The organism is Microbacterium festucae, from assembly GCF_025421715.1.
Classification (GTDB): domain Bacteria; phylum Actinomycetota; class Actinomycetes; order Actinomycetales; family Microbacteriaceae; genus Microbacterium; species Microbacterium festucae.
Window position 1 is genome coordinate 177,366 of sequence record NZ_JAOEFC010000003.1, and the last position, 24,784, is coordinate 202,149.

Annotated in this window: 22 protein-coding genes and 1 tRNA gene; 18 read left to right on the forward strand and 5 right to left on the reverse strand. The window is 71.8% G+C overall.

Annotated elements, in window-relative coordinates:
* Window positions 1-12: 12 nt before the first annotated feature.
* Genes N3K63_RS11155 through N3K63_RS11165 form a run of 3 tightly spaced genes read left to right on the forward strand, consistent with a single transcriptional unit; the run spans window position 13 to window position 3,983 of the window.
* Window positions 13-1,458, forward strand: a complete 1,446-nt coding sequence (locus tag N3K63_RS11155; RefSeq protein WP_261580252.1) for an MFS transporter — start codon at window positions 13-15, stop codon at window positions 1,456-1,458.
* On the forward strand, window positions 1,455-2,756 hold the full coding sequence (locus tag N3K63_RS11160) for a metal-dependent hydrolase family protein (RefSeq protein ID WP_261580253.1): 1,302 nt from the start codon (window positions 1,455-1,457) through the stop codon (window positions 2,754-2,756). Before N3K63_RS11155 ends, N3K63_RS11160 begins: the two co-directional genes overlap by 4 nt.
* Window positions 2,757-2,792: 36 nt before the next feature.
* On the forward strand, window positions 2,793-3,983 hold the full coding sequence (locus N3K63_RS11165; RefSeq protein WP_261580254.1) for a M20 metallopeptidase family protein: 1,191 nt from the start codon (window positions 2,793-2,795) through the stop codon (window positions 3,981-3,983).
* A gap of 48 nt (window positions 3,984-4,031) precedes the next feature.
* Here the strand turns inward: N3K63_RS11165 and N3K63_RS11170 are convergent, their stop codons facing one another.
* Window positions 4,032-5,558 (reverse strand): helix-turn-helix domain-containing protein, encoded by a 1,527-nt coding sequence (locus tag N3K63_RS11170; protein WP_261580255.1) that lies wholly within the window; start codon window positions 5,556-5,558, stop codon window positions 4,032-4,034.
* Window positions 5,559-5,672: 114 nt separating this feature from the next.
* On the opposite strand from N3K63_RS11170, the gene gabT reads away from it, so the two are divergent.
* From gabT to N3K63_RS11200, 6 genes are read left to right on the forward strand one after another with little or no spacing between them, the layout of a single operon-like run.
* Window positions 5,673-7,025, forward strand: a complete 1,353-nt coding sequence (gene gabT, locus N3K63_RS11175) for a 4-aminobutyrate--2-oxoglutarate transaminase (protein WP_261580256.1) — start codon at window positions 5,673-5,675, stop codon at window positions 7,023-7,025.
* Between the two features lie 56 nt (window positions 7,026-7,081).
* Window positions 7,082-8,440, forward strand: a complete 1,359-nt coding sequence (locus N3K63_RS11180) for a flavin monoamine oxidase family protein (RefSeq protein ID WP_261580257.1) — start codon at window positions 7,082-7,084, stop codon at window positions 8,438-8,440.
* Window positions 8,437-9,360 (forward strand): universal stress protein, encoded by a 924-nt coding sequence (locus N3K63_RS11185; RefSeq protein ID WP_261580258.1) that lies wholly within the window; start codon window positions 8,437-8,439, stop codon window positions 9,358-9,360. The genes N3K63_RS11180 and N3K63_RS11185 overlap by 4 nt, the downstream gene beginning before the upstream one ends.
* Window positions 9,357-10,910, forward strand: coding sequence for an APC family permease (locus N3K63_RS11190; RefSeq protein WP_261580259.1), 1,554 nt, complete (start codon window positions 9,357-9,359; stop codon window positions 10,908-10,910). The genes N3K63_RS11185 and N3K63_RS11190 overlap by 4 nt, the downstream gene beginning before the upstream one ends.
* Window positions 10,907-12,394: an NAD-dependent succinate-semialdehyde dehydrogenase gene (locus tag N3K63_RS11195; protein ID WP_261580260.1), complete on the forward strand. Its 1,488-nt coding sequence runs from the start codon at window positions 10,907-10,909 to the stop codon at window positions 12,392-12,394. Before N3K63_RS11190 ends, N3K63_RS11195 begins: the two co-directional genes overlap by 4 nt.
* A gap of 26 nt (window positions 12,395-12,420) precedes the next feature.
* Window positions 12,421-13,788, forward strand: coding sequence for an NAD-dependent succinate-semialdehyde dehydrogenase (locus N3K63_RS11200; protein ID WP_261580261.1), 1,368 nt, complete (start codon window positions 12,421-12,423; stop codon window positions 13,786-13,788).
* Window positions 13,789-13,796: 8 nt separating this feature from the next.
* On the opposite strand, the gene N3K63_RS11205 is transcribed toward N3K63_RS11200, so the two are convergent.
* Window positions 13,797-15,908 carry a bifunctional lysylphosphatidylglycerol flippase/synthetase MprF gene (locus N3K63_RS11205; RefSeq protein WP_261580262.1) on the reverse strand — a complete coding sequence of 704 codons (2,112 nt, stop codon included), beginning with the start codon at window positions 15,906-15,908 and terminating at the stop codon, window positions 13,797-13,799.
* 101 nt (window positions 15,909-16,009) lie between these two features.
* Here N3K63_RS11205 and N3K63_RS11210 point away from each other — a divergent pair, with 101 nt between their 5' ends.
* The 7 genes from N3K63_RS11210 to N3K63_RS11240 all read left to right on the forward strand — a co-directional run bounded on the left by N3K63_RS11210 (window position 16,010) and on the right by N3K63_RS11240 (window position 21,276).
* Window positions 16,010-16,441: a pyridoxamine 5'-phosphate oxidase family protein gene (locus tag N3K63_RS11210; RefSeq protein ID WP_261580263.1), complete on the forward strand. Its 432-nt coding sequence runs from the start codon at window positions 16,010-16,012 to the stop codon at window positions 16,439-16,441.
* A gap of 138 nt (window positions 16,442-16,579) precedes the next feature.
* Window positions 16,580-16,652, forward strand: a tRNA-Trp gene (locus N3K63_RS11215).
* 45 nt (window positions 16,653-16,697) lie between these two features.
* A complete protein-coding gene (gene secE / locus N3K63_RS11220) occupies window positions 16,698-16,973 on the forward strand; it encodes a preprotein translocase subunit SecE (protein ID WP_261580264.1) in 276 nt (91 codons plus the stop codon).
* A gap of 52 nt (window positions 16,974-17,025) precedes the next feature.
* A complete protein-coding gene (gene nusG, locus N3K63_RS11225) occupies window positions 17,026-18,039 on the forward strand; it encodes a transcription termination/antitermination protein NusG (RefSeq protein WP_261580265.1) in 1,014 nt (337 codons plus the stop codon).
* Window positions 18,040-19,027: 988 nt separating this feature from the next.
* Window positions 19,028-19,459, forward strand: a complete 432-nt coding sequence (rplK, locus tag N3K63_RS11230; protein ID WP_261580266.1) for a 50S ribosomal protein L11 — start codon at window positions 19,028-19,030, stop codon at window positions 19,457-19,459.
* Window positions 19,460-19,472: 13 nt separating this feature from the next.
* Window positions 19,473-20,162: a 50S ribosomal protein L1 gene (gene rplA, locus N3K63_RS11235; protein ID WP_261580267.1), complete on the forward strand. Its 690-nt coding sequence runs from the start codon at window positions 19,473-19,475 to the stop codon at window positions 20,160-20,162.
* A gap of 76 nt (window positions 20,163-20,238) precedes the next feature.
* Complete coding sequence (locus N3K63_RS11240) at window positions 20,239-21,276, forward strand: NAD(P)H-dependent flavin oxidoreductase (protein WP_261580268.1); 1,038 nt, start codon at window positions 20,239-20,241, stop codon at window positions 21,274-21,276.
* 27 nt (window positions 21,277-21,303) lie between these two features.
* Here N3K63_RS11240 and N3K63_RS11245 read toward each other — a convergent pair whose 3' ends face one another.
* Entirely contained in the window at window positions 21,304-21,579 is a 276-nt protein-coding gene (locus N3K63_RS11245; protein WP_261580269.1) for an acylphosphatase, read from the reverse strand.
* A 45-nt stretch (window positions 21,580-21,624) separates the two neighbouring features.
* On the opposite strand from N3K63_RS11245, the gene N3K63_RS11250 reads away from it, so the two are divergent.
* Window positions 21,625-21,969 carry an iron chaperone gene (locus N3K63_RS11250; protein ID WP_261580270.1) on the forward strand — a complete coding sequence of 115 codons (345 nt, stop codon included), beginning with the start codon at window positions 21,625-21,627 and terminating at the stop codon, window positions 21,967-21,969.
* Between the two features lie 10 nt (window positions 21,970-21,979).
* On the opposite strand, the gene N3K63_RS11255 is transcribed toward N3K63_RS11250, so the two are convergent.
* A complete protein-coding gene (locus tag N3K63_RS11255; protein ID WP_261580271.1) occupies window positions 21,980-22,621 on the reverse strand; it encodes a LysE/ArgO family amino acid transporter in 642 nt (213 codons plus the stop codon).
* A 68-nt stretch (window positions 22,622-22,689) separates the two neighbouring features.
* Between N3K63_RS11255 and N3K63_RS11260 the strand changes: the two genes are divergently transcribed.
* The gene (locus tag N3K63_RS11260) at window positions 22,690-23,613 is read left to right on the forward strand and encodes a LysR family transcriptional regulator ArgP (protein ID WP_261580272.1); all 924 of its coding nucleotides are present in this window, start codon (window positions 22,690-22,692) and stop codon (window positions 23,611-23,613) included.
* Here N3K63_RS11260 and N3K63_RS11265 read toward each other — a convergent pair whose 3' ends face one another.
* Window positions 23,614-24,645, reverse strand: a complete 1,032-nt coding sequence (locus N3K63_RS11265) for an NADP-dependent oxidoreductase (protein ID WP_261580273.1) — start codon at window positions 24,643-24,645, stop codon at window positions 23,614-23,616.
* Window positions 24,646-24,784: the final 139 nt, after the last annotated feature.

A 24,784-nucleotide genomic window follows, 5' to 3' on the forward strand; every position in this document is an offset into this window, starting at 1 on the left:
AGAGAGCACACCATGTCAGAAACGTTCACGGCCCCCATCCGGGTCAAAGTCGGGGCGGTCGTCGGCTTCCTCGTGTTCGTCGAGTTGACCAGCGGATTCATCCAGGGCTACTACCTGCCGCTGATCGCCGCGATCGCGGGACACCTGTCGGTGAGCGATGCCGACATCACGTGGTTCGCGACCCTGCAGACCCTCGCGGCCGGCGTCAGCGTGCCGATCCTGTCGAAGCTCGGCGACATCTTCGGCCACCGCCGCGTGCTGCGCATCGCGATCGCCGTCGTGCTCGTGGGGACCCTGCTCATCGCCCTCGCGCCGAACTTCACGCTGGTGCTGGTGGGCCGCGTGCTCATGGGGCCGCTGGCCGTGTGGCTCCCGCTCGAGGTCGCGCTCGTGCACAACCGCATCACCGGCGAGACCGCCCGCAAGGCGATCGGCATGCTCGTGGCCGCGCTGACGATCGGCGCGCTGATCGGCGGGCTGGCCGCCGGCGCGCTCGGCACGGCGATCCCGAACCTGCTCGTCGTGCTGATGATCCCGGCGGTCATCGTCGCGGTCTGCCTCGTGATCGTCTGGACGCTGGTGCCCGAATCGACGATCCGCACCAACCCGAAGATCGACGTGCTCGGCTTCGTGCTGCTCGCACTGTTCATGCTCGCCCTCCTCTCGGGCCTGCGCCTGGCCCAGACCGTCGGCTTCGCCGATGCCGCCACCGTCGCGCTGCTGGTCGGTGCGGTGATCCTCATCGTCGTCTTCGTGGTGTGGGAGCTGCGGGCCAAGGTGCCCGCCGTCAACATCCGCCTGATCGCCTCGCGCGCGCTGTGGCCGGTGTACCTCACGGCGTTCGTCTTCGGCATGGTGCTGTTCGGAACCCAGACCCTCATCACGACCTTCCTCGCCGCCGACCCCTCGGTGAACGGCTACGGATTCGCCCTGGTGCCCGGAACGCTCAGCCTGTTCACCGCCGGCAGCGCCCTGCTCGGCGCCATCGGCGCCTCGACGTTCGCCTTCCTCGCACGGGGGATCGGCATGCGCAACGTGCTGCTGGCCGGCGTGCTGCTGAACATCGTCGGCAACGGCGTGCTCGCGCTGCTGCACGACTCGCTGCCCGCCGTCATCGCCGCGTTCGTGGTCAACGGCCTGGGATCCGGTCTGCTGCTGGGCGCCCTTCCCGCGCTGGTGGCCGAACTCGCCCCGGCCGATGAGACCGGGATCGCGGCGGGCGTCTACAACTCGCTGCGCACGCTGGGCGGCGCCGTGGCCGGCGCGGTCTTCGGCGTCGTGCTCGCCTCGTTCCTCGTGCCGGCCACCCACGCCTCGAGCGTGGGCGGGTACGCGACGGTGTGGACCGTCTGCGCCTCGCTGTTCGTGCTGGCCTTCATCGCCCTGCTGTTCCAGCGTTCGCCCCAGAGACACGCCGCCGGTGCGCCCGCGCGCGTGGGAGAGAAGGTGTCGGCATGACCGCCCGCCTGCCACTGACCCCGCCCACTGAGGGGCGCCTGCGCCTGATCGGCGGCGTGCTCATCGACGGCACCGGATCGGCTCCGATCGTCGACGCCGAGATCGAGATCGACGGGGATCGCATCGTCTGGGCCGGACCCCGCCGCGGCGACGGCGACGCCGACCCCGACGTCGTGACGGTCGACCTGCAGGGCGCGACCGTGCTCCCCGGCTTCTTCGACACCCACGTGCACCTCGCCCTCTCGCTGGAGGCCGACCCGCGGGTGGTCATGGCCGAGTTCCCCAGCGAACGGGTGCTCGGGGCGGCCACGACGATCCGTCAGACCCTGATGGCGGGGATCACCACGGCCCGCGACCTCGCCGGGCTGGATGCCGGGTACCGGTCGGCCATCGCCGCCGGCACCATCCTCGGGCCGCGCCTCCACCTGGCGCTGCAGGCGCTGTCGCCCACCGGCGGACACACCGACTTCCATCTGCCCAACGGCACGCCGGTGCAGCCCGCCGCCGGGCCGGAGATCAGCCCGATCATCGACAGCGACGACGATGTGCGGCGCACGGTGCGCCAGCTCGTGCGCGCCGAGGCCGACGTCATCAAGGTCTGCACCACGGGCGGCGTGTCGAGCCCGTCCGACACCCCGCACGATCTCGGCGTGCCCGAGCGTCACGTGCGCATGATCGTCGAAGAGACGGCGCGGCGGCAGGGCCAGCCGGTCGCCGCGCACGCGCAGGGGGCAGAGGGCATCAAGGAGGCCATCCGCGGCGGCGTGGCCAGCATCGAGCACGGCTACGAGATCGACGACGAGGGCATCGACCTGATGCTCGAGCGGGGCACCACCCTGGTGCCGACGCTGAGCTCGGCGCTGCGGGTGCCCGATCCCGCGCGCGTGCCCGGCTACCTCTACGAGAAGAAGGTGCGCTGGTCGAAGATCGCCCGCGAGCACGTCGCGAAGGCCATCCAGGCCGGTGTGCCGGTGGCCCTCGGCACCGACTCGGGCGTCTGCCCCCACGGCCGCAACCTCACCGAGCTGGGGCACATGGTCGACCTCGGCCTGTCGCCTATGGCGGCGATCCAGGCGGGCACGATCAACGCCGCGCGGCTGCTGCGTCTCGAAGAGCACCTCGGCACGATCGAGGCCGGCAAGCTCGCCGACCTCGTGATCACCGACATCGACCCGCTCGCCGACATCCACGGGCTGGCCGATCCCGTCGCCATCGACGCCATCGTGCAGGGCGGGCGGGTCGTAAAAGACACCCAGGGCCGCTTCCCCTCCCTCCCCGCCGTCACCGCGCTGGGCTGAACCCCACTGGGCTGAATCACCGTGAAAGGAACCGCGATGGACTTCCGCGCCGAGGGCGAGGCCCTCCTTCCCGACCTGCAGGCGCTGCGGCGGCAGCTGCACCGCGACCCCGAGGTGGGGCTCGACCTGCCCCGCACCCAGCAGACGGTGCTCGACGCGCTCGCTGACCTCGATCTCGAGATCGCGCGGGGAACCGACACGACATCGGTGGTCGCCGTCCTCCGCGGCGCGCGGCCGGGGCCGGTGGTGCTGCTGCGCGGCGACATGGACGCGCTGCCGATCGTCGAGCAGACCGGGCTCGACTACGCGTCGCACAACGGTGCGATGCACGCCTGCGGCCACGACCTCCACACCGCCGGTGTGGTCGGCGCCGCCCGCATCCTGGCAGGTCACCGCGATGAGCTGCCCGGTGCGGTGGTGTTCATGTTCCAGCCGGGTGAAGAAGGCTGCAACGGCGCATCGATCATGTTGCGCGAAGGCGTGCTGGATGCCGCGGGCGAGAAGCCCGTCGCCGCGTACGCCGCACATGTCGCCCCCGGCGAGTTCGGGGTGTTCGGCACGCGGCCGGGCACGGTGATGGCGGGGTCGAACGCGCTGTCGATCACCGTGAACGGCAGGGGCGGACACGGGTCGATGCCGCACACGGCGACCGATCCCGTCCCGGCCCTCGCCGAGATCGTCACGGCCCTCCAGGTGATGGCCACGCGCGACTTCGACGCGTTCGACCCGGTGCTCATCTCGGTGACGATGCTGCAGGCGGGCAACGCCCAGAACGTCATCCCCGAGAAGGCGTCGCTGCGCGCCACGGTGCGTGCGCTGTCGGATGCCGCGGTCGAACGCCTCATCGCCCGCACGCGCGAGCTGGCCGAGGGCATCGCGGCGGCGCACCAGTGCACGGCGGATGTCGACTTCGAGGTGCTCTACCCGGTGACCGTCAACGACCCGGCCGAGACCGAGGCGTCGGTGTCGGCGCTGCGGGAGCTGTTCGGCGACGAGCGCGTCGCCGTGCTGCCGAACCCGGCCATGGGGTCGGAGGACTTCTCCTTCGTGCTCGGCGAGGTGCCCGGAACGTTCGTCATGCTCCAGGCCTCCCCGCCCGAGCTCGATGCCGCCACGCTGGCCGTCAACCACTCGCCGTTCGTCGTGTTCGACGACCGCGTGCTCGGCGACCAGGCGGCTGCGCTCGCCCACCTGGCGTGGACGCGGCTGCACGCCACGCGCGACTGACCGCCTGAGAGCGCCGGCCTGCACCGGCTGAGGCGCCGCAGCGTCGCCTCAGCCGGTGGCGACCAGGGCCGCCCACAGCTCGGCGCGGGCCGGGAACGCACCGAGATCGGTGCCGAGCAGGGTCTGGGCCTGGGCGACGCGGGCGCGCACGGTGTGGCGGTGCACCCCCAGGGCGGATGCCGCGGCGTCGATGCGCGCGTCGTGCTGCAGCCACACGCGCACCGTCTCGACCAGGGCGCTGCCGTGCGCGGCGTCGTGGGCGCGCAGCGGCGCCAGGTGCGCGTCGGCGCGGGCGCGGGCATCGGGGGAGTCGAGCCCGGCCAGCACGCCGGTGGCGGCGACCTCGGCGAAGGCCACGGCGCTGCCGGGTGCGGCGCGGCGCAGGGCGGTGACGGCCTGCGCGTGCGCGCGGGAGACGGCGCTGTAGGGCGCCGGGTCTGCCACGCCCACCGCGGCCTCGAACAGCTCGGCGAGCTGGGCGGGCACGGGGGAGCCCTCGGCGGTGACCAGCACGAGGCCGTCGGGCCCGCGCCCGTGGAAGAGGCTCGCCCGCGTCTCGGTGGCCTGCAGTTCGAGCCACCCGGCGGCGGCATCGGCGCGACCGCTCGGGATCTGCGCGACGGCGACCACGACGGGCGCCGGCGGCAGGGCGCCCCAGATCTCGCGCCCGACCCGGCGGGCTAGGGCGGGGTCGTCGGTGAGCAGGCTCTGCACCAGCCCGGCGCGCAGCGCCGCATAGGCGCGGTCGAGGCCGACGTTCTGCTCCAGCGCGAGCCCGGCCATCGCGATCACCGAGGTGACCACACCGCGGCCCTCCAGGTCGAGCCCGGCCCCGGCGATGACGATCGCGCCGCGCAGATGCCCGCCGCGGCCGAGGGTCTGCAGGGTGAACCGGGCGCCGTCCCGCTCCAGCGTCGAGCCGGCGCGGGCGCCGCGCCGCAGCACGGTGCCGACCTCGGCCGCGAGCCCCGCGAGCACCTCGTCGGACAGCCCGCCGGTGTGGTGGGTGAGCAGACCCGCCGCGTCGTAGAGGCCGACCCAGGTGTCGAGCTGCTTGGCGAGCTCGGCCACCGTGGCGGTCAGGCCGTCGGGGCGCAGGGCCGCCAGCGACAGGGCGCGCTGCGCCGACAGCGCCCACGTGCGGCGCGCATAGGCCTCGGCGGCGATGGCTTCGGCGTTGGCGCGGGCGAGGGCGATGAACGGCGTGCGGTACGGCACCTCGAACAGCGGCATCCCCGCCTCGCGGCACGCGACGGCCAGCGCGGGCGGGATGCCGTCGCGGGCCACCTCGGTGCCGAACCCGAGGCCGCGCACCCCGCGGGTCTGCAGGCGGGCGACGTAGGCGACGTAGCGCGCGTCGTCGTCCTCATCGCCGTCGCCCGCGGCGAACTGCGTGCCCGTGGTCAGCAGGAGCAGGTCGTCGGCCAGGAACGGCGTCGGATCGACGAGGTCGGAGCTGTGCACCCAGCGCAGCGGGGCATCGAGGGCACCCGCGGGCAGGTCGGGGTCGGCCAGGGCCAGGCCCAGGTCGCGTCGACTGAGCAGCGAGCGCAGCGTGGGGGCGGGTTCGGTCATCGGATCCTCCGCCGGCGAATCTACCCGATCGCCTGTACGCGGTGTACATGCACCCCGCGAGGACATACGTCGCGAACAGTGCCGGCCGCCGGGAAGGCCTCATACGATCGCCGCATGAGCCTCGCCCCCGTCACCGTCCCGCTCGGCGGACCTACCCTGCCGCAGGAGCGCCGCCTGGTCACCGCCATCCCCGGCCCCCGCTCGCAGCAGCTGCTCGACCGCAAGGCCGCCGCGGTCGCGGCCGGAGTCGGCCACACCGTGCCCATCGAGGCGGTCGCCGCCGGCGGCGGCGTGGTCGTGGATGCCGACGGCAACTCGCTCATCGACCTGGGCTCGGGCATCGCGGTCACCACCGTGGGCAGCGCCCACCCGCGCGTGGCCGAGGCCATCGCCGCGCAGGCCGCGCAGTTCACGCACACCTGCTTCATGATCTCGCCGTACGAGTCGTACGTCGCGGTGGCCGAGGCCCTCAACCGCCTCACCCCCGGCGACCACGCCAAGAAGTCGGCCCTGTTCAACTCGGGCGCCGAGGCGGTGGAGAACGCCGTCAAGATCGCCCGCAAGTACACCAGGAAGCAGGCGGTGGTCGCCTTCGACCACGGCTATCACGGCCGCACGAACCTCACCATGGCCCTCACCGCCAAGGCGATGCCCTACAAGTCGGGCTTCGGGCCGTTCGCGTCAGAGGTCTACCGCGCCCCGATGTCGTACCCGCTGCGCGACGGACTCACCGGCCCCGAGGCGGCCGCCCGTGCGATCTCGATCATCGAGAAGCAGGTCGGCGCCGACAACCTCGCCGCCGTGCTCATCGAGCCCATCCAGGGCGAGGGTGGCTTCATCGTCCCCGCCGACGGCTTCCTCCCCGCCATCGTGGAGTGGTGCCGCGCCAACGACGTGGTCTTCATCGCCGACGAGGTGCAGTCCGGGTTCGGACGCACCGGCACGATGTTCGCCAGCGACCTGTTCGGCATCGTCCCCGACCTGATCACCACCGCCAAGGGCATCGCGGGGGGCATGCCCTTGGCGGCGGTCACGGGGCGCGCCGAGATCATGGACGCCTCGCACGCCGGCGGCCTCGGCGGCACCTACGGCGGCAACCCCGTCGCCTGCGCCGCCGCGCTCGCCGCGATCGACGCGCTCGAGAACGACGGCCTGCTGGGGCGCGCCCGCGAGATCGAGGCGCTGCTGCGCGGCCGCCTCGAGCAGCTGCAGTCCGCCGACCCCCGCATCGGCGAGGTGCGCGGCCACGGCGCCATGATGGCGGCCGAGTTCGTCGACCCCGCCACCGGCGCACCCGACGCCGCCCTCACCGCGGCCGTCGCCAAGGCGGCCATCGCCGAGGGCGTGATCGTGCTCACCTGCGGCACGTACGGCAACGTCATCCGCTTCCTCCCGCCGCTCACCATCGGCGACGACCTCCTCGGCGAAGGACTCGACGTCGTCGCCGCCGCCCTGTCCCGCGCCTGACCGCCGGGCCACCGGCATCCGAACCCGCGCAAGCGCACCCTCTGCAAAGGAGCACCATGACCGACCTGACGCGTGATGTCGTGATCATCGGGGCGGGAGCCGCCGGGCTCACCGCCGCCACCGAGGTGAAGAAGGCGGGCCTGTCGGTCGCGGTGCTCGAGGCGCGCGACCGGGTCGGCGGGCGGCTGTGGACCGACACGATCGAGGGCGCCATGCTCGAGATCGGCGGCCAGTGGGTCTCGCCCGATCAGGAGGCGCTGAAGGAGACGATCGCCGAACTCGGTCTCGACACCTTCAGCCGCTACCGCGACGGCGACTCGGTCTACGTCGCACCGGACGGCGAGGTGCACCGCTTCCGCGGCGAGATGTTCCCGGTGGCGCCCGAGACCGAGCAGGCGATCGCCGAGATCACCGCCCGGCTGGATGAGATGGTCGCCGAGATCGACCCCGACCGGCCGTGGGCGCACGAGAAGGCCGCCGAGTGGGACGCGATCACGTGGGACGCGTGGCTGCGCACGCAGACCGACGACGACGAGGCGGTGCGCAACCTCGCCTTCGCCACCGGCTCGGCCATGCTCACCAAGCCCACCCACGCGTTCTCGCTGCTGCAGTCGCTGCTCATGGCCGCCAGCGCCGGCAGCTACTCGAACCTCGTCGACGCCGACTTCATCCTCGACAAGCGGGTCGTCGGCGGGCTGCAGCAGGTGCCGCTGCTGCTGGCCGAGCGCCTCGGCGACGACGTGTTCCTCAGCCAGCCGGTGCGCACCATCGAATGGTCGGATGCCGGTGCCACCGTGATCTCCGACGGGATGCGGGTGCACGCCCGCCACGTCGTGCTGGCCCTAGCTCCCGTGCTCTACGACCGCATCTCGTTCGTGCCGGCCCTGCCGCGCCTGCAGCAGCAGATGCACCAGCACCTCTCGATGGGGTTCGTCATCAAGGTGCACGCCGTCTACGACCGCCCGTTCTGGCGCGAGAAGGGCCTCTCGGGCACCGCGTTCAGCCCCTACGAGCTCGTGCACGAGGCCTACGACAACACCAACCACGGCGACGAGCGCGGCACCCTGGTCGGCTTCGTCAGCGACCGCACCGCCGACGACCTCTTCCGCCTCGACGCCGACGAGCGCAAGCAGCGCATCCTGACCTCGCTGTCGCACTACTACGGCCCCGAGGCGATGGACACCGTCGTCTACTACGAGAGCGACTGGGGCTCGGAGGAGTGGACCCGCGGCGCGTATGCGGCGAGCTTCGACATGGGCGGGCTGCACCGCTATGGCGCCGACCTGCGCGCACCCGTCGGACCGATCTCGTTCGCGTGCAGCGACCTGGCCGGCGCCGGCTACCAGCACGTCGACGGCGCGATCCGGATGGGGCGCCTGGCCGCCGCCGGCATCCTCTCCCCGGTGCGCGGATGACCTCCCCGGCCGCGGACACGCACGGCGCGTCGCCGGCGCGCCGCGTGGTGGTCGGCTACTCGGCCACCAAGGCCGGGCGCGACGCGCTCGCCTTCGCCGCGCGGCTGGCGCAGGCCACCGATGCGGTGCTCGATGTCACCGTCGTGCTCCCCGGCGAGGGCCGCAGCGTCATCACCCCGCACGACCCGTCGTACACCCGCTACCTGCGCGAGCAGGCCCAGCAGTGGATCGCGACGGCCATCGACCGCATCCCCGCCGACGTCACCGCCCACGCCCACGTGCGGCAGGCCGACTCGTTCGCCGAAGGGCTCATCGAGGTGGCCGACGCGCTCGAGGCCCGCTGCATCGTCGTGGGCGCCGCCGACGGCGCCAGCCGCGGCCGGCATCGCCTGGGCGCCACCACCGACGAACTGCTGCACTCCTCCGACGTGCCGGTCGTGCTCGTGCCGCGCGGCACCCGCAAGATCCCGGCATCCACCGGCATCACCCGTCTCACGGTGGGCATCGGCGTGCGCCCGGGCGCCGACGCGCTGCTGCACGACACCGCGTCGCTGGCCGACGCCACCGGCGCCCCCGTGCGCCTGCTGTCGCTGCTGCCCGTCGATGTGCCCGTCGGCGCCGACACCGGCACCATCCGCCTGGCCGGCACCACCGAGATCGCCGAGGTGCTCGCCTCCGCGCGGGCCACGCTCCCGGGCACGCTGGACGCGGAGGTCGTCACGGCCGAGGGAGACAGCATCCAGGATGCCGTCGCACGTCTGGACTGGGAGCCGGGCGAGGTGCTGCTGGTGGGGTCCAGTCGCCTCGCCCAGCCCCGCCGGCTGTTCCTCGGCTCGACGGCGGCGAAGATGCTGCGCGAGGTGCCCGTTCCGGTGATCGTCGTCCCCCGCACCCGTGCCCACGCAGGAGGTGCGCGATGAGCGCTCCCGAGACCACGCCCACCGGCGAGGCGCCCGAGACCGGAGGCCTCAGCAAGAAGGGCCTCGGCGCCGGCACCGTCGGGCTCATCGGCGCCATCGTCATCGGCATCTCGTGCATCGCGCCGGCCTACACCTTCACCGCCGCGGTGGGCCCCACGGCCTCGGCGGTCGGGTCGCAGATCCCCGCGGTGATCCTCGTCGGCTTCATCCCGATGCTGCTGGTCGCCTTCGGCTACCGCGAGCTCAACAGCCGCATGCCCGACGCCGGCACGAGCTTCACCTGGGCGGCGCGCGCGTTCGGACCGTGGATCGGCTGGATGGCCGGCTGGGGCCTGGTCGTGGCGACCGTGCTGGTGCTGTCGAACCTCGCCGGGGTCGCCGTGGACTTCCTGTTCCTGCTGCTGTCGCAGCTCACCGGCAACGCCGACATCGCCGCCCTGGCGGGGGAGACGTGGATCAACGTGGGGGTGTGCCTGCTGTTCATGCTCGGCGCCACCTTCGTCTCCTACCGCGACATGCAGACCACCCAGCGCCTGCAGTACGTGCTGGTCACCTTCCAGCTGCTCGTGCTGGTGTTCTTCGCCGTCGCCGCCATCGTCGAGGCGGTCTCGGGCGACGGCTTCGACTACACGCCGTTCACCCTGTCGTGGTTCAACCCGTTCGCGATCGAGTCGTTCGGGGCGCTGGTGGCGGGGCTGTCGCTGTCGATCTTCATCTTCTGGGGGTGGGATGTGACCCTCACCATGAACGAGGAGACCACCGACCCCGAGCGCACCCCCGGCCGCGCCGCCACCATCACGGTGGTCACGATCGTCTCGGTGTACCTGCTGCTGGCCGTCGCGATGATCATGTACGCGGGGGTGGGAACCGGCGACCTGGGCCTGGGTAACGAGGAGATCCAGGAGAACGTCTTCTTCCACCTGTCGGGACCGGTGCTGGGTCCGCTGGCCTTCCTCGTCTCGCTGGCCGTGCTCACCAGCTCGGCCTCGTCGCTGCAGTCGACCTTCGTCGGCCCCGCCCGCACCCTGCTGGCGATGGGGCACTACGGCGCCCTCCCGAAGGCCTTCGCCCACGTGAGCCCGCGGTTCTTCACCCCCGGGTTCGCCACGGTCGTCTCGGCGGTGGTCGCCTCGGCCTTCTACGCCGTGATGCGCGTGGTCAGCGAGAACACGCTGTGGGACACGATCCTCACCCTCGGCATGATGATCTGCTTCTACTACGGCATCACCGCCTTCGCGTGCGTCTGGTACTTCCGCCGCCAGTGGTTCGACTCGGTGCGCAACGTCTTCTTCACGCTGCTGTTCCCGCTCGTGGGCGGGGTGATCCTCGCGATCCTGTTCGTCACGACCCTCATCGACTCGATGGACCCGGCCTACGGCTCGGGCGCCGAGGTCGGGGGCGTGGGCATCGTGTTCGTGCTCGGCATCGGCATCATCGTCGTGGGCATCATCGTGATGATCGTGCAGTACTTCCTCCGTCCCGACTTCTTCCGCGGTGCGACCCTCTCCGTCGACGCCCCGCCCAGCCTCAGAAAGCGAGCACGCCGATGACCTCCGCCCCCTCCGCAGCCTCCGCCGCAGAACGCGAGCGCACCCTGCTGGATGCCGTCCCGACCGGGCTGCTCATTGGCGGGGAGTGGACGGCCGGTGCCGACGGCACCTTCCCGGTGTCCGACCCGGCCACCGGCGACGTGCTGGTGCGCATCGCCGACGCGTCCGCGGCCGACGGCATCCGCGCCCTCGACGCCGCCGTCGCCGCGCAGGAGGAGTGGGCGGCGACCCCGCCGCGCCGTCGCTCCGACATCCTGCGCCGCGCCTTCGACCTGCTGCAGGAGCGCAAGGAGGACTTCGCGCTGCTGATGACCCTCGAGATGGGCAAGCCGCTGGCAGAAGCGCGCGGCGAGGTCGCCTACGGCGGCGAGTTCCTGCGCTGGTTCAGCGAAGAGGCGGTGCGCATTTCGGGCCGCTACGGGCTGAACCCCGAGGGCACCGGGCGCATGATCGTCTCGCAGCGCCCCGTGGGGCCGTGCTACTTCATCACGCCGTGGAACTTCCCGCTGGCGATGGCCACCCGCAAGATCGCCCCGGCGCTCGCCGCCGGCTGCACGGTGGTCGTCAAGCCCGCCGAGCTCACCCCGCTGACCACGCTGCTGTTCGCGCAGCTGCTCATCGACGCGGGGCTTCCCGCTGGGGTGCTCAACGTCGTCACCACGACCCACTCGGGCACCCTCTCCGAGCCGATCATCGCCGACCCGCGGCTGCGCAAGCTCTCGTTCACCGGCTCGACGCCGGTGGGGCAGAAGCTCATTGCCCAGTCGGCGCAGGGCGTGCTGCGCGTGTCGATGGAGCTCGGCGGCAACGCCCCCTTCGTCGTGTTCGACGACGCCGACCTCGACCAGGCCGTCGAGGGGGCGATGCTCGCCAAGTTCCGCAACATCGGGCAGGCCTGCACCGCCGCCAACCGCTTCATCGTGCACGAGGATGTTGCCGAGCAGTTCGCGGCGCGCCTCACCGACAAGGTCGCCGCCCTCTCGGTGGGCCGCGGCACCGACGACGGGGTGCAGATCGGTCCGCTCATCGACGACCGCGCCGTCGCCAAGGCCGACGAGCTGGTGACCGATGCCGTGCAGCGCGGCGCCCGCGTGCGCACCGGCGCCCATGCCATCGACGGCGCCGGCACGTTCTACGCGCCGACCGTCATCGACCGCGTCGCCGCCGGCAGCGACATCCTGCGCGAAGAGATCTTCGGTCCCGTGCTGGCCATCGCCACCTTCGCCGACGAAGACGAGGCGGTGCGGCTGGCCAATGACACCGAGTACGGCCTCGTCTCCTACGTCTTCACCCGCGACCTCGCCCGCGGGCACCGGATGATCGACCGCCTCGAGACCGGCATGATGGGGCTCAACGTGGGCGTCGTCTCCAACGCGGCGGCCCCCTTCGGCGGTGTCAAGCAGTCCGGCATCGGCCGGGAAGGCGGCGCCGAAGGCATCCACGAGTTCCTCGAGACCAAGTACACCCTCCTCCCCGTCGACTGATCCCTCGCCACGAAACGGAGCATCACATGAGCGACTACGCCGTCACCGACCCCGCCACCGGTCAGACCCACGCCACCTACCCCGTCGCCACCGCCGACGAGCTCGAAGCGGCCGTCGCCGGCGCCGCCGAGGCCGCGCGCGGCTGGGGGCGTTCCTCGACGCCGGCCGAGCGGGCCGCCCTGCTGCGCCGAGTCGCCGAGCTGCACCGCGAGCGCCGCGACGAGCTGGCGGCCATCATCGTGCGCGAGATGGGCAAGACCCTCGCCGCCGCCGAGGGCGAGGTCGACTTCTCCGCCGACATCACCAAGTACTACGCCGACCACATCGACGAGATCACCGCCGACCAGCCGGTGGCCATCGACGGCGACGGCACCGCCGTCATCCGCCGCGCTCCGCTGGGCGCGCTGCTGGGGATCATGCCGTGGAACTTCCCCTACTACCAGGTGGCCCGTTTCGCGGCGCCCAACCTCGCGATGGGCAACACGATCCTGCTCAAGCACGCCCCGCAGTGCCCCGAGTCGGGTGCGGCGCTGGAGAAGATGTATGCGGATGCCGGGTTCCCGGCGGGCGCCTACACCGACGTGCGCCTCACCAACGAGCAGGCCGCCGAGGTCATCGCCGACCGCCGCGTGCAGGGCGTCTCGGTGACCGGCTCGGAGCGCGCGGGCGCGGCCGTGGCCGAGATCGCCGGTCGCAACCTCAAGAAGGTCGCCCTCGAGCTGGGCGGGTCCGACCCGTTCGTGCTGCTGAGCACCGACGACCTCGACGCGGTGGTGGCCCAGGCCGTCGACGCGCGCCTGGACAACACCGGGCAGTCCTGCAACGCCGCCAAGCGGTTCATCGTCGTCGACGACCTCTACGACGCGTTCGTGGAGAAGTTCACCGCCGCCATGTCGGCGGCCACCGTCGGCGACCCCAACGATGAGGACACCGTGCTGGGCCCGCTGTCGTCGCTGACGGCCGCCGAGCGCCTGCAGGAGCAGGTCGACCGCGCCGTCGCCGGCGGCGCGACGCTGGTGACCGGCGGCACCCGTGACGGCGCCTTCTTCACGCCGACGGTGCTCACCGACGTGACCGCCGACATGGACGCGTACCGCGAGGAGTTCTTCGGCCCGGTGGGCGTGGTGTACCGCGTGGCCGATGAGGACGAGGCCGTCGAGGTCGCCAACGGCACGCCGTTCGGGCTCGGCTCGTACGTGTTCACCACCGACCCGGCCCAGGCCGAGCGGGTGGCCGACCGCCTCGAGGCGGGGATGGTCTACGTGAACCTCGTGCTCGCCGACGAGCCCGGGCTGCCTTTCGGCGGCGTCAAGCGCAGCGGCACCGGCCGCGAGCTGGGCCTGCTGGGCGCCGACGAGTTCGTCAACAAGAAGCTCGTGCGCATCGGGGCGTGAGCTGCGGCTCAGTCCTTCTTGCGCACGATGTCCAGACCCGCCCGGGCGAACTGGCCCAGGGTCGCGTCGGGCAGGAAGGCGCCGGTGAGCGCGCGCCCGATGCGGGGGAGGTCGCCCGCGTCGCGGTAGAGCAGGAAGAGCGTCTCGTGGCGCGGATTGAACTTCTGCTTGAAGCGGTGCAGCGACTTGAAACCGTAGACGGGCTCGAGCATGTCGGCCAGCCGCGTGCTCAGGGTGGCGATGAGGTCGGCCTCGGGCGGGTACTCGTGGGTGAGGGGAGCGCCCGACAGCGACATGATCTCGGCGCCCTCGTCGCGGAAGGCGACCGCCGACATGCCGATCAGGTACTCCATCACCGGCGGGAACGTGCCGCCGTCGCGACGCCGCATGAGGTCGAGGGTCCAGCCGCGGATCGCGCCCTCGCCGTAGATGGGCAGCCACGAGAGGAACCCCTCGACGTCGCCCTTGGTCGTCTTCGCGATCGCCACGCGCGCCTCGCGGTCGGCGGCCTCGTCGAGCGTGCCCAGCGTGAAGCGCATCTCGGGGAGATCCTTGTCGCCCACCCACTGTCCCGAGATCACGTCGAGCTGCGCCTGCACACCCCACGGCTCGTCCTTCAGGGTGCCCAGGTGGAAGTCGATCTCGTCGCGCCCCGCTCGGTTGATCGAGGTGCGCACCGAGTTCCAGCGCTTGCCGGTGTAGGCCAGCCCCGGCAGATCGACGATGGTGTCGTCGGCGACGATCAGCGCACCCCACGGCTCGGGCAGCGCTGCCCGCGTGGGTTCGCTCGCGCTGAAGAAGCACGGCACGAGCCCGGCGTGCTCGACCATCTCGATGAACTCGCGCGCCGACTGGGCGCGGGTGTCGGCCGGTCCGAGCGGATCGGCCAGCGCCAGGGCGACCCCGGCGCGGCGCTGATAGGCGACGATGCCGTGGGTGGTGCGGGCGTATGCCATCCCCTCCCACGTCGTCATCCATGACAGGGTGCCGCCGCCATGCTGACGGATCATGTCGGCGACCTCGTCGCGGGTGGGGGAGGGAGCAGCGCCCAGCGGGCTCTTCCGGCGCCAGCGGAAGGCGCGCCGGATGACGATGAGGTAGACGAGCAGGCACAAAGCCAGTACACCGGTCGCGATCTCGGTGGTCACCCCGAGCTGCTGGGCGGTCTCCGAGACGACGCTGTCGTCGGCGAGGAGGTACAGCACATAGAGCAGGAGGGCGGCCAGCACGTTGAGCCCCAGCTGCACCATCGCCACCAGCCAGGCCCACCGCCTGGCGCGGCGGATGCCGTCGGCCACGATCAGCACGAGAACGGTGTTGATGACGTTGTCCCAGGGCGTCGAGTCTTCCAGCGCCACAGTCGATCCCACCGGACCGACGATCGGCACGACGGCCGCGACGATCGAGATCGCACCGAAGGCGAGCAGTCCCACGAACGCGATGAGCCGCTGTTCTCGCACCGTCGTGCGTCGCGGCTGGAAGCTGCGGTCGACGACGAGCACGAGCAGGACCGCCAGCAGGTGTTCGACGTCGGCGAGGCTGCCGATGAACAGGAAACCGACGATCACGACGCCCAGCAGCACCAGCCACGCGCGCAGCCTCCAGGGCGACGGCAGGCGCCCGGCCAGTGCCGCGAGGCACGCGAAGGCGCCGCCCGAGGCTCCCACGTCGAGTATGGTCGCCATGTCCTGCGCCCAGTCCCAGTCGGTCACGAACGAGGCCAGCCAGATGAGCAGCGCCGCGCCGAGCACCGCGAACAGCTGCCCCACCCAGAAATAGCCGAGGGCCACGCGGGCGCCGCAGCGGTACTCGAGCACGAGCATGCCGACCAGTCCCAGCAGCATCGGCACGTAGACCCACGGCGCATCGACCAGGAACGTCCCTGTGACGGGCGTCCACCAGCGCCCCTCCTCGAGGGCGGGAAGGCCGTAGCCCCAGATACCCAGCGCCGGGCTGTCGGCGAACGGGCTCCACAGGGCGCCCGAGATCACGCCGACCACGAGGATCGCGACGATCAGCGTCCAGGTGGCGGCCGTGCGCCGCAGCACGCCGAGCGTGCGGGCAACGCGAGAGGGTCGGGTGGGGGCAGCTGCGGCATCCGGGAGGGTGTCGGTCTCCATGACGCCCACGATAGGGGCCGAGCCCCCTCCCGCGCAGGCGCCGCACCCGAATCGCCGCGGACCGCTGTGCGCGGCGGGCCCGGGAGGAGGAGGATGGGGTCATGCAGAACGATGCCATCACCTACCTCACCGATGAGCTGTGCTGGGAGAACCTGGCGGTGCAGCAGCTGGGGCGGCTGGTGACCCACGCCGGCGATGTGCTCGACATCTTCCCGGTGAATTACGTCGTCGACGGACAGTCGATCGTGTTCCGCACCGCGGAAGGATCGAAGCTCACCGAGCTGACGGTCAGCGACGAGGTGCTGTTCGAAGTCGACGACTACACCGACACCGACGCGTGGAGCGTCGTGGTGCGCGGCCACGCCCAGCGCCTGCAGACCGAGGTCGAGGTGCGCGCCGCCGACGACCTGCCGCTCACCCCGTGGGTTCCCACCCTGAAGTACAACTACGTGCGGGTGGTGCCCACGTCGGTGTCGGGGCGCGAGTTCCGGCGCGGCCCCGAGCCGGATCGCTACGGCGTGCAGCAGTACTGACCCGGTTCGCGTGCCCGGTCGGGCATGACGTACACTGGGAAGTGCAGTCGAAGTCTGCATTCTTTCGCCATGCCCGGGGCCGGATCCTCCGATCCCGACACGGCGGAAATGCAGGCTCGCCGAGGTCGTCAGACCTCTAGGGCGGTAGCTCAATTGGCAGAGCAGCGGTCTCCAAAACCGCAGGTTGCAGGTTCGATTCCTGTCCGCCCTGCGCGTCAGCACTCGCTGGCACGAAGTACGTCACACAGGTGGGTCAATGGTCCAGGATGAAGCATCCGGCGAGGTCGTCGCGTCAGGCGGCGCCACCCGCGAGAAGAAGCTGAACTTCTTCCAGCGGATCGCCCTGTTCATCCGCCAGGTGTTCGCCGAGCTCCGCAAGGTCGTCACCCCGACCCGCCAGGAGCTGCTGAAGTTCACGGCGGTCGTGCTCGGTTTCGTCGTCGTCATGATGGCGGTCGTCTACGGCCTCGACCTGCTGTTCACGTGGGTCGTCCAGATCGTGTTCGGTGTGCCGGGCGGCACCGTCGGCTGACGTCCCGCTCCGAAGTGCCGTTTCGCACCAGGAACCGATGGAAGAGAACGAAGTGTCAGAACGATATTCCGACGACGCCGATTGGGCGACCGCTGCCGAGCAGTCCAGCGAGGACGACGAAGCCCAGGAGGGCAACATCCTCGCCGCCGAGGAGCGTGCCTCGCAGTCGGCCGAGACGGCCGCGATCCACGTCGTGGACGAGGACGGCGCCGATGAGTCCGGCGATGACCTCGAAGACATCGACATCGACGACCCGGAGGCGGATGCCATCGTGAACGACGCGCTCGAGATCGACCAGGCCGCCGAGGCCGAAGCCGCCGCCGAGGTGCTCACCGACTCGCTCGCCGAAGAGCAGGCCGAGCGCGCCGCCGAGGCCGCCGACGAGGTCACCCCCTACGACGGCCCCGACGTCAACGGCGAGGAAGACGACGCCGACGCGTCCGACGACCCCTACGAGGCCTTCCGCACCGAGCTGCGCTCGCTGCCGGGCAAGTGGTACGTCATCCACTCCTACGCCGGCTTCGAGCGCAAGGTGAAGGCCAACATCGAGCAGCGCAAGTCGACGCTCGAGGTCGAAGAGGACATCTACCAGGTCGAGGTCCCCATGGAGGACGTCGTCGAGATCAAGAACGGTCAGCGCAAGATGGTCACGCGCGTCCGGATCCCCGGCTACGTGCTCGTGCGCATGGAGCTGACCGAAGACACCTGGTCGGTCGTGCGCCACACCCCCGGCGTCACCGGCTTCGTGGGCAACGCCCACAACCCGACGCCGCTGCGCTTCGAAGAGGCGTTCACCATGCTGCAGTCGCTGGTCGAGGTCAAGGAGGCCGCCGCGCCCGCCAAGGGTGGAGCCCCCGCCAAGGGCGGCGCCACCGCGCGTGCCATCCCGGCCGAGGTCGACTTCGAGATCGGCGAGACGATCACCATCAAGGAGGGCTCGTTCGCGGGTCTTCCCGGTTCGATCAGCGAGATCAAGCCCGAAAGCGGCAAGCTCACCGTGCTCGTCTCGCTCTTCGAGCGCGAGACCCCCGTCGAGCTCTCGTTCGACCAGGTCACCAAGCTCTGACGCGGAGCGCGTTTCTACTCGCTGCGCTCGCTCAACGACCGGGTGGTGGCGCGTTTCGATTCGTGATGTGAGAAGAGCGGATGCCGATGGCATCCGCTCTTCTGCGTGTGCGGCGTGCGCGTCGCGCACGTTGCTCGTGCAGGCGGCGGATGCCGCGGTTTGCGGGACATGGGTTCGGGGCGCGTCCCGCGAAGCGTGAGTGCGCGCGGCGGATGCGACGGTTTGCGGGACATGGTTTCGGGGCGCGTCCCGCGAAGTGTGAGCGCGCGCGGCAACGGCGACAGATTGCGGGACATGGCTTCGGGGTGCGTCCCGCGAATGGTGGGTGCGGACGCCAACGGTCGCGGTTTGCGGGACATGGTTTCGGGGCGCGTCCCGCGAATGGTGGGTGCGGACGCCAACGGTTGCGGTTTGCGGGACATGGTGCCGGGGCGGGTCCCGCGATTGGTGGGTGTGGCCTGTGGATGCCGCGGTTGGCGGGACGCGGTCGGCGAAGCCCCGGCATCCGCCGATCGCGGTTGCCGCCATCGGCCAGCGCGCGGCATGAGCGCCACGTGTCACGCAGACCGCTCGAGCGGGTGTCAGATGTCGCTGTTGACGTGACATGGCCTCCGGGCATGTCCCGCGAATGGTGAGTGCGCGAAGCGGATGCGACGGTTTGAGGGACATGGTGCCGGGGCGGGTCTCACGAGTGGCGGGTGTGGACGCCAGTGGCGACCGTTTGCGGGACATGGTTGTGGAGCGGGTCCCGTCAATGGTGGGTGCGCGCGGCGGATGCGACGGTTTGCGGGACACGGTTCGTGAGCCGGGTGACCCGGGGCGCACGCGCCGGGGCGCACGCGCCGGGGCGCGGGAGCGCGCGGCATCCGGTAGACTTGTCGATTGGTCCGCACTCCGGACCGAAACCCACCACATCCAGGATCCGCCTGGCACGTGGCAGCGCGCCCGCTGAGCTCCGGCACGGCGGCGCTCGACCAAAGGAAGAAGTATGGCACCGAAGAAGAAGGTGACCGGCCTGATCAAGCTTCAGATCAACGCCGGTGCAGCCAACCCGGCGCCGCCGATCGGCCCCGCGCTCGGTCAGCATGGCGTCAACATCATGGAGTTCTGCAAGGCGTACAACGCCGCGACCGAGTCGCAGCGCGGCAACGTCATCCCCGTGGAGATCACCGTCTACGAGGACCGCAGCTTCACGTTCATCCTGAAGACCCCGCCCGCCGCGGAGCTCATCAAGAAGGCCGCCGGCGTGGCCAAGGGCTCGCAGACCCCGCACACAGTGAAGGTCGCGAAGCTCACCAAGGACCAGGTCCGTCAGATCGCCGAGGCCAAGATGCCCGACCTGAACGCGAACGACATCGAGGCCGCCTCGCTGATCATCGCCGGCACCGCCCGTTCCATGGGCATCACGGTCGAAGGCTGAGGGGGAGACGACAATGGCTAAGTCCAAGGTTTACGAAGCAGCAGCGGCGAAGATCGACCGCGACAAGTTCTACTCGTCCACCGAGGCGGTGAACCTGGCGAAGGAGACCGGCTCGAAGAAGTTCGACTCCACCGTCGAGGTCGCCCTCAAGCTCTCGGTCGACCCGCGCAAGGCGGACCAGATGGTCCGTGGCACGGTCATCCTGCCCCACGGCACCGGCAAGACCGCCCGCGTCATCGTCTTCGCGACGGGCCCGGCCGCTGAGGCCGCCATCGCCGCGGGCGCCGACGAGGTCGGCGGCGCCGAGCTCATCGAGAAGGTCGCCGCCGGCTGGACCGCGTTCGACGCGGCCGTCTCGACGCCCGAGCTCATGGGCCAGGTCGGTCGCCTCGGCAAGGTGCTGGGTCCCCGTGGCCTCATGCCCAACCCGAAGACCGGCACCGTGACCCCCAACGCGGCCAAGGCCGTCGAGGAGATCAAGGGCGGCAAGATCGAGTTCCGCGTCGACAAGCACGCCAACGTGCACTTCGTCGTCGGCAAGGCCTCGTTCACGGCCGAGCAGCTCGACGAGAACTTCAAGGCCGCGCTCGAAGAGATCGTGCGTCTGAAGCCCTCGAGCTCGAAGGGCCGTTACATCCAGAAGGGCGCCGTGTCGACCACGTTCGGCCCCGGCATCCCGCTGGACGTCAACGCTCTCGCCTGATCGCGCTGAGACAGCAAGGGGCTCCACCTTCGGGTGGGGCCCCTTCGTCGTCTCAGCCGCGCGGTAGCGTCGGATCATGACCGTGCAGCGCGCCCTCGGCATCGACGTCCCCCTCGTGCTCGGACCGTTCGGCGGGCTCTCCTCGGTGGGGCTGGCCGCCGCCGTGTCGGATGCCGGAGGCCTGGGCTCCTACGGCCTGTACGGGTACGACCCCGACCGCATCACCGCGACCATCGCCGCCCTGCGCCAGGCCACGACCCGGCCGTTCGCCGTGAACCTGTGGCTGCCGACGGGCGATGAGGTCACCCCCGACGCCGTGGATGTGACCGCCGCCGCCGCGACCGCCCAGCCCCTCTTCGACGCGGTCGGGGCGACGGTTCCCGCGCTGCCCGACCGGTTCCTCCCCGACATCGACGCGCAGCTGGATGCCGTGCTGAGCGCGGCCCCGCCCGTGCTGAGCGTCGTCTACGGCGTGCCCTCGGCGCGGCTGCGTGCGCAGACCGCCGACCGCGGCATCCGGCTGGTCGGCACAGCCACCAGCGTCGCCGAGGCGCGGGCGCTGGACGAGGCCGGCGTGGATGCGATCGTCGCCTCGGGCGCCGAGGCCGCCGGGCACCGCGTGTCATTCCTCGCGCGCGCCGAGGACTCGCTCGTGGGCACGATGGCCCTCGTGCCGCAGGTGGTCGACGCCGTGACGGCCCCGGTGATCGCCGCGGGCGGTATCGCCGACCGGCGCGGTGTGGCCGCTGCCTTCGCCCTCGGCGCCACCGGTGTGCAGGTCGGCACCGCGTTTCTGCGCACCCGGCAGTCGGCGGCGCCGGCCGGTCACCGCGCGGCCATCGCCGCCGCCGGCGACACCGACACCGTGCTCACCCGGGTGATGAGCGGACGCCTGGCCCGCGGCATCCCCAACGAGGCGACGCGCACCCTCGGCGCCGGTGCGAGGCTGCCCTTCCCCGCGCAGAACTGGCTCACCGGCCGCTTCCGCGCCGCCGCGGCCGCGCAGGACCGTGCGGAGTACCTCTCGCTGTGGGCCGGGCAGGCCGCGGCACTGGCGCGATGGGACGACGCGGCCGACGTGTTCGCCGAGCTGGCCGCCGGGCTGCCGCGCTGACGGCGGGCCGACGGGAGCGGGGGCGCCTCAGCCGTCGCGGCGCACGTCGAACCCGGTGCCGCCCGCCGCAGGGATGTCGGTGACCTCGGCGCCGGTGACCCGGCCGCCCCGCGGCCCCTGCGACATCCACGCCAGCACGGCCTCGACCTGCGCCGGGGCGCCCTCGACCTCGGCCTCGACGCGGCCGTCGCGCAGGTTCCGCACCCAGCCCGCCACGCCCTCGCGCTCGGCGACCGTCCGCATCGTGTACCGGTAGCCGACCCCCTGCACGTCGCCGTCGACGATCACATGCACGCGTTTCATGACTCCATCCTGTCGTGGCCGCGGCGCAGATGACAGGATGCCGCCATGGGAACCATCGACGACTACCTCGCCGGGCTCGACGAGACCGACGCCGCGATCATCGCCCGCGTGTACCGTGTGGCCACCGAGGTCGTGCCCGAAGCCGAGCAGGGCCTCGGCTACGGCATGCCGGCCCTCGTCTATCGCGGCTCGTCGCTGCTGTCGGTCATGCGCGCCAAGAAGCACTTCGGCGTGTACCCGTTCAGCCCCGCCGCCGTCGCCGAGGTGGTGCCGCTGCTGCACGGCTTCGACCACGCCAAGGGCACCATCCGCTTCACCGCCGACGCGGTGCTGCCGGACGACGTCGTGCGCCGCCTGGTCGCCGCGCGCCGCGCGCAGATCGACGGCTGACCCGCCGGCCTCAGCCGGGCAGCACCAGGCCGACGCCGAGCGCGATCATCACGACGGCGATCACTCCGTCGAGGATGCGCCACGCCCGCGGGGTGGCCAGCACTCGCCCGAGGTACCGCGCGCCGAAGGCCAGCCCCGAGAACCAGGCAGCGCTCGCGATCACCGCCCCGGCGGCGAACCACCAGCGCTCCGCCCCGTAGGTGCTGGCCACCCCGCCCAGCAGGAACACCGTGTCGAGGTAGACGTGCGGGTTCAGCCACGTCAGCGCGAGGCAGGTGAGCAGCGTCGGCGCCAGCGCGGTGCGCGTGAGGGTCGAAGCGGGCCCGCCCTCACCCCGCGTCGGGGTGTCGGCTGCCAGGGCGGCGCCGCTCGGGCGCAGCGCCCGACGGGCCGCGAGCAGGCCGTAGCCGACCAGGAACACGCATCCCGCCCACCGCACCGCCACCAGCAGCCACGGCACCGCGTGCACCACCAGGCCCACCCCCGACACGCCCAGCACGATGAGCACCGCGTCGCTGGCCGCGCACACCGCCGCCACCGCCGCCGCGTGCTCGCGGCGCACGCCCTGGCGCAGCACGAAGAGATTCTGCGCGCCGATGGCGATGATGAGCGAGAGGCCGAGTCCGAGACCGGCCAGTGCAGCGGTGATCACACGACGACGGTACGGTCGGCGTTCCCCTAAGGCCAGTTCAGGTTTCTTCCGCACCCTAAGCTGTGCTCATGACGCGCCTGCCGGCCGACCTCGTCGCCACCCTCGCCGCCGTCGTCGACGAGGGATCGCTGGAGGCCGCGTCGCATCGGCTGCACATCACCGCGTCGGCGGTGAGCCAGCGCCTGCGCGCGCTCGAGCAGGCGGTCGGCCGCGTGCTGCTGGTGCGCTCGAAGCCGGTGCGCCCCACCGACGCCGCGCTGCCGATCCTGCGCTACGCCCGCCAGCTCGCGCTGCTCGAACACGACGCCCTCGACGGCCTCGGCATCGGGGTGGGCGGTGCCGAGGGTGCGGATGCCGCGGCGGCGGCCGCGACGCGCGTGTCGGTGCCCCTGGCCGTCAACGCCGACTCGCTGGCGACCTGGTTCCTGGCGCCGTTGGCGCGCGCCGCCCGCCGGCATCCGGTCGTGTTCGACCTGCATCGCGACGACCAGGACTTCACGGCGGGACTGCTCGAATCGGGCACCGTGATGGGTGCGGTCACCTCGCGCGCCGACGCGGTGGCCGGGTGCCGGGCGAGCCCGCTCGGCGTGCTGCGCTACGAGGCGGTGGCCACGCCCGAGGTGATGGCCACGTGGTTCGCGGGCGGCGTCGACCCGGCTGCGCTGGCCGCAGCCCCGCTGATCGACTTCGACCGGCGCGACGATCTGCAGACGCGCTGGCTGCGCGCGCAGGGCGCCGACCCGGCGGCGCCCCCGCGTCACCGGGTGCCGGCCTCGCACGACTTCGCCGCCGCCGTCGAGGCCGGCCTCGGCTGGGCGCTGCTGCCGCGCCTGCAGTCGGCGGCGGCGCTGGCCAGTGGAGCGCTCGTGCCGCTGGGCGGTGCGCCGGTGGACGTGGCGCTGTACTGGCAGCAGTGGAACCTGCGCTCGCCGCTGCTGGATGCCGTCGCCGACGAGATCATCGCCGAGGGGCGGCGGGTGCTCGAGGGGTGATCAGCCCTCGGCCACCCGCAGCACGATCTTGCCGCGGGCGTGGCCGCGCTCGATCTCGCGGTGGGCCTCGGCGGCGTCGGAGAGCTCGAACACCCGGTCGACGAACACCTGGATGGCGCCCGAGTCGAGGAGGCGGGCGAGCGTGGCGAGCACGCCGCCGTCGGGCACCACCTTGTACGACGTGGCGCGCACGCCGGCCGCGGCGGCCGCCTCGGCGTAGTCGGGCCAGGCCCCCGACGGGACCATGATGTACAGCCCGCCCGGGCGCAGCACGCCGAGCGAACGGGTGCCGGTGTCGTCGTGCACGTTGCCGACGAGGTCGATCACGACGTCGACGTCGCTGACGATGTCTTCGAAGCGGGTCGTCGCGTAGTCGATGGTCACCTGCGCGCCGAGCTCGCGCAGCCACGGCAGGTTGCGCTCCGACCCGGTGGCCACCACGTGCGCGCCGAAGTAGGCGGCCAGCTGCACCGCGAAGTGCCCCACCCCGCCCGAGCCCGCGTGGATGAGCACGCGCTGGCCCTCGTGGGCGTGGGCGGTCTCGACCACCAGGCCCCACGCCGTCAGCGCCGCCAGCGGCACCCCGGCGGCCTCGACGTGCGAGAGGGTCGCGGGCTTGCGCGCGACCGAGAGCGAGGGCACCACGGCGAACTCGGCATACGACCCGCCGGTGCGGGGGAAGGGGAGCATGCCGAACACCTCGGTGCCCGGCGGCAGCGGATGCGCCTCGTAGGGGGTGGAGATCACGACGCCGCTGAAGTCGAAGCCGGGGGTGGCGGGGTAGGCGGCGATCGCGCCCGAGACGCCGCGGCCGGCGCGCGTCTTGGCGTCGATGGGATTGGTGCCCGCCGCCACGATGCGCACGAGCAGTTCGCTCATCACCGGCTGCGGCACCGGCGTGCTGGCCTCGTGCAGCACGCCCGGATCGCCCGGGGCGTCGAAGACGATGGCGCGCATGTCGGCGGGCGGTTCGGAGACGGGCAGGAGTGTGGCACCCTCGCGGGGTGCGGTGCGCAGCGGCCGGAATCTCATCGGTCGCTCCCTTCGCGTGCGTGTCGACATCGGCAGCACTCGTTGCTGATGAGGCCAGTCAACCCTGCGATTGTGTCGTACGTGTGACACGGCGGTCACTATGCCGCTACGTCGCCGTCACCGCGTCGCACCGCCCCCT

What these genes read in the sequence shown, in the direction of transcription:
- N3K63_RS11155 (WP_261580252.1), top strand. Translation starts at nt 13, where the DNA reads ATGTCAGAAACGTTCACGGCCCCCATCCGGGTCAAAGTCGGGGCGGTC.
- N3K63_RS11160 (WP_261580253.1), top strand. Translation starts at nt 1,455, where the DNA reads ATGACCGCCCGCCTGCCACTGACCCCGCCCACTGAGGGGCGCCTGCGC.
- N3K63_RS11165 (WP_261580254.1), top strand. Translation starts at nt 2,793, where the DNA reads ATGGACTTCCGCGCCGAGGGCGAGGCCCTCCTTCCCGACCTGCAGGCG.
- N3K63_RS11170 (WP_261580255.1), bottom strand. Translation starts at nt 5,558, where the DNA reads ATGACCGAACCCGCCCCCACGCTGCGCTCGCTGCTCAGTCGACGCGAC.
- gabT (WP_261580256.1), top strand. Translation starts at nt 5,673, where the DNA reads ATGAGCCTCGCCCCCGTCACCGTCCCGCTCGGCGGACCTACCCTGCCG.
- N3K63_RS11180 (WP_261580257.1), top strand. Translation starts at nt 7,082, where the DNA reads ATGACCGACCTGACGCGTGATGTCGTGATCATCGGGGCGGGAGCCGCC.
- N3K63_RS11185 (WP_261580258.1), top strand. Translation starts at nt 8,437, where the DNA reads ATGACCTCCCCGGCCGCGGACACGCACGGCGCGTCGCCGGCGCGCCGC.
- N3K63_RS11190 (WP_261580259.1), top strand. Translation starts at nt 9,357, where the DNA reads ATGAGCGCTCCCGAGACCACGCCCACCGGCGAGGCGCCCGAGACCGGA.
- N3K63_RS11195 (WP_261580260.1), top strand. Translation starts at nt 10,907, where the DNA reads ATGACCTCCGCCCCCTCCGCAGCCTCCGCCGCAGAACGCGAGCGCACC.
- N3K63_RS11200 (WP_261580261.1), top strand. Translation starts at nt 12,421, where the DNA reads ATGAGCGACTACGCCGTCACCGACCCCGCCACCGGTCAGACCCACGCC.
- N3K63_RS11205 (WP_261580262.1), bottom strand. Translation starts at nt 15,908, where the DNA reads ATGGAGACCGACACCCTCCCGGATGCCGCAGCTGCCCCCACCCGACCC.
- N3K63_RS11210 (WP_261580263.1), top strand. Translation starts at nt 16,010, where the DNA reads ATGCAGAACGATGCCATCACCTACCTCACCGATGAGCTGTGCTGGGAG.
- secE (WP_261580264.1), top strand. Translation starts at nt 16,698, where the DNA reads ATGGTCCAGGATGAAGCATCCGGCGAGGTCGTCGCGTCAGGCGGCGCC.
- rplK (WP_261580266.1), top strand. Translation starts at nt 19,028, where the DNA reads ATGGCACCGAAGAAGAAGGTGACCGGCCTGATCAAGCTTCAGATCAAC.
- rplA (WP_261580267.1), top strand. Translation starts at nt 19,473, where the DNA reads ATGGCTAAGTCCAAGGTTTACGAAGCAGCAGCGGCGAAGATCGACCGC.
- N3K63_RS11240 (WP_261580268.1), top strand. Translation starts at nt 20,239, where the DNA reads ATGACCGTGCAGCGCGCCCTCGGCATCGACGTCCCCCTCGTGCTCGGA.
- N3K63_RS11245 (WP_261580269.1), bottom strand. Translation starts at nt 21,579, where the DNA reads ATGAAACGCGTGCATGTGATCGTCGACGGCGACGTGCAGGGGGTCGGC.
- N3K63_RS11250 (WP_261580270.1), top strand. Translation starts at nt 21,625, where the DNA reads ATGGGAACCATCGACGACTACCTCGCCGGGCTCGACGAGACCGACGCC.
- N3K63_RS11260 (WP_261580272.1), top strand. Translation starts at nt 22,690, where the DNA reads ATGACGCGCCTGCCGGCCGACCTCGTCGCCACCCTCGCCGCCGTCGTC.
- N3K63_RS11265 (WP_261580273.1), bottom strand. Translation starts at nt 24,645, where the DNA reads ATGAGATTCCGGCCGCTGCGCACCGCACCCCGCGAGGGTGCCACACTC.